This is a genomic window from Paraburkholderia fungorum, assembly GCF_046027605.1.
Lineage (GTDB): Bacteria > Pseudomonadota > Gammaproteobacteria > Burkholderiales > Burkholderiaceae > Paraburkholderia > Paraburkholderia fungorum_F.
Window position 1 is genome coordinate 1 of sequence record NZ_JAQQEF010000068.1, and the last position, 2,791, is coordinate 2,791.

The window sequence follows — 2,791 nt, forward strand, 5'->3', positions numbered from 1 at the left end:
GCTCGCGCCCGTAATTTGCACCACAGCCGTAATAGTGGCGATATCCATACGATTGCTTACCCGTGCGTGACGGCGGACGCCGCGCATCGAGCTGGTTGCAGCCAGCTCCGGTGTTTGCGGTTGAAGATGTCCGCGATGGGGCACCCGCATACCTATTGGCTCGACGTCCGATGTGCAGCGCGGTATTTAACATGAAGCTGCGAGCGTCCCAACTAGCTGCACGGCTCGTTTTAAGCGCGTTCGGCGTCCTCGCATGCAGGGTAGACCTCGCGTAAGACGTCCGCTATTGGACTTTGGTCTCATATGCTGCACCAGGCAGCGGGATCATGCGTTGACCTTTACCCGTGCGCTAATGCTCGCATGTCGGCCTCGACCAGCCTGCGACGTAGTTTTGGTTCGGCTTCGGCTATGGCCGACACGTTTTTGAATGCACCTGAGCTAGCGAAGCTGACCATCGAGCTGTTTTTTTTATCGCACGGCATGTTGGCCGTCGGCAACACGCTGCCCATTGAGTTGTTCATTGGATTTGCAAAGCGGCAATAATCGACTTCATGTTGGAATGACTGAGCGGTGAGCAGGTGGACAGACGAATTTCCTAAATTATTTGGGGTGCGAATCTATATGCGCATGAGTTTCGGGGAATGAATTGCACAGCTATTTACTGGAGCTATGTCATGAAAAAATCCCTTATCGCAGTTGCATTGTCGGGCGTGGTTGCAAGCACCGCACACGCGCAAAGCAGCGTCACGTTATACGGCCTGATCGATGTCGGCATTACCTACACGAACAGCCAGCTCACAAGCAGCGGCGGTCACAGCAACGTGCAGCAAACGAGCGGCTCGGTGGATGGCAGCCGCTGGGGCTTGCGCGGAGCAGAAGACCTCGGTGGCGGCATCAAGGCAATCTTCACGTTGGAAAACGGCTTTAACGTGAACAATGGAACGCTGGGGCAGGGTGGTCGTGAGTTTGGCCGTCAGGCCTTCGTCGGCCTGTCGAGCGTCGACTTTGGTACTGTCACACTAGGCCGGCAGTACGACAGCATGGTGGATTATGTAGGGCCGCTCGCGCTGACTGGCACGCAATATGGCGGGACTCACTTCGCGCACCCGTTCAACAACGACAATCTGAACAACAACTCTTACTCGATCAACAACTCGATCAAGTATCAAAGCGTGAACTACGCCGGGTTCCAATTCGGAGGCCTGTACGGTTTCTCGAATGACGCAGGCGCATTCGCGAATAACCGCGCGTACAGCGTGGGCGCTTCCTACAACTGGGGCCCCCTGAAATTCGCCGCCGGGTACCTGCATCTTAACAACAGCGCGGTTTCGCCCTTGTCGCCCAGCTTCAATACCAATGGAGCCGTGACGGATGGCCAGGCGCTGGTCGCCGCCCGGCAACAAACGTGGGGAGGCGGTGTGAACTATGCGTTCGGCCCGGCAGTCGTCGGTTTCGTGTACACGCAGACCAACCTCACGCAGGTGTTCCAGACTGGGCTCGGCACTCATTTCCAGAATTTTGAAGGCAACGCACGTTATGCATTGACTCCGGCCCTCACTTTGGCTGGCGCATACACGTACTCGCGCGGGGGTGGTAATGCTGGCAGTGGCAGTCCACACTGGAACCAGGTTAACCTGGGAGCCGATTACAACCTGTCCAAACGCACTGACGTCTATCTGCAAGGTGTTTATCAGAGTGTCAGTACGAGCCAGAACTCCGTTCTCGGGGTGGCTTTCATTAACGGACTTAGCGCGCCGTCATCCACCAGTAACCAGGTCGAAGTAACGGCGGGGTTGCGACATCGCTTCTAGGGCAGGCGCGTGCGCTTGGCGCGCTCACGTGACGCGTAGATCGCCTCGCCGGCGCATGCTGGGTGATGTGCCGACTTTTCACCTCTTCCTTGCCGTCACGCAGCATCGCGCTGACCGCCGTCCTTCCTTGCCAGATGCCGCAGACGCCGATTCGTCTACGATCTATTTAGAAGAAGTTCGGATCGACCGGAATTCGCACTTGCCGCGAACGCCGGTTTTCGGCGTGTTGCGGTTCTCGGACCGCTACGCAAATTGCCCCATGAGCATGTCGGGAGTCCGATGGCCTCGCGTTGCCTTCAACAGGGATTATTCGGCCACGCCACGGTCAGACGAAGAACCTTTCGAAGAGAGCCCGGCCAGCTCATATCTCGCACGAGTAAGCCAAGGCGCCTTCGCCCACGTCCGGTCAGCGAGGGCAGCGATCCTTTCATCAAGCAGATCTCGCGGTCAGTCTGGCTTGCCCCGATAGATGATCGCGGCAGCCCTCGTGACGCTACCCGTGTTCGGGCTATAGCCGCCGGCCGTCTGTCCGTTGTTGCATTCGGTCATGCCGCGCGCGTTAGTGATGCAGTTCGCGAATGCGCTCGAAGACAGCATTACACATGCCAACATAACAAGAATTCTCATAGCCTCCTCCCGTTGCGGCCGGTATAAAATCGTTGCCCCGGGGCGTGCCTTATTGAAGGGTAGGTGATTTCTACCAGTCTCGTGCCCGTCGGAGCGCCGCAAGTTTGTTGAGTTCTGTTGCAACTGATGCCCTCTGTCTTTGTGGTCAACGCGGTCGTTGAGGCGATACACGCTTGTCGCCGGGAAGTTTGCCGTTCGAAAAGCTCTCGGCGCATTAACAGCTTGGTTTGGCATCCCAGACAAACACCGGGCCACAATGGGCATTCCGTATCTCGCCGAGCTTACGACTGATCGAAGCTCGCGACACTGCACAGAGCTTCGGGCGGCTGTGGTGCAAATTACGGGCGCGAGCA

The 2,791-nt window shown here is 57.4% G+C and carries 3 protein-coding genes; 2 read left to right on the forward strand and 1 reads right to left on the reverse strand.

Features of this window, described 5'->3' with window-relative positions; all coding sequences use genetic code 11:
• Window positions 1-360 precede the first annotated feature (360 nt).
• Together PQR53_RS38685 and PQR53_RS38690 are read left to right on the forward strand one after the other, a co-directional pair.
• The gene (locus PQR53_RS38685) at window positions 361-543 is read left to right on the forward strand and encodes a hypothetical protein (protein ID WP_408465843.1); all 183 of its coding nucleotides are present in this window, start codon (window positions 361-363) and stop codon (window positions 541-543) included.
• Window positions 544-674: 131 nt separating this feature from the next.
• Window positions 675-1,811: a porin gene (locus tag PQR53_RS38690; protein WP_408420125.1), complete on the forward strand. Its 1,137-nt coding sequence runs from the start codon at window positions 675-677 to the stop codon at window positions 1,809-1,811.
• A gap of 447 nt (window positions 1,812-2,258) precedes the next feature.
• Here PQR53_RS38690 and PQR53_RS38695 read toward each other — a convergent pair whose 3' ends face one another.
• Window positions 2,259-2,438, reverse strand: a complete 180-nt coding sequence (locus PQR53_RS38695; RefSeq protein WP_408465845.1) for a hypothetical protein — start codon at window positions 2,436-2,438, stop codon at window positions 2,259-2,261.
• Window positions 2,439-2,791 lie beyond the last annotated feature (353 nt).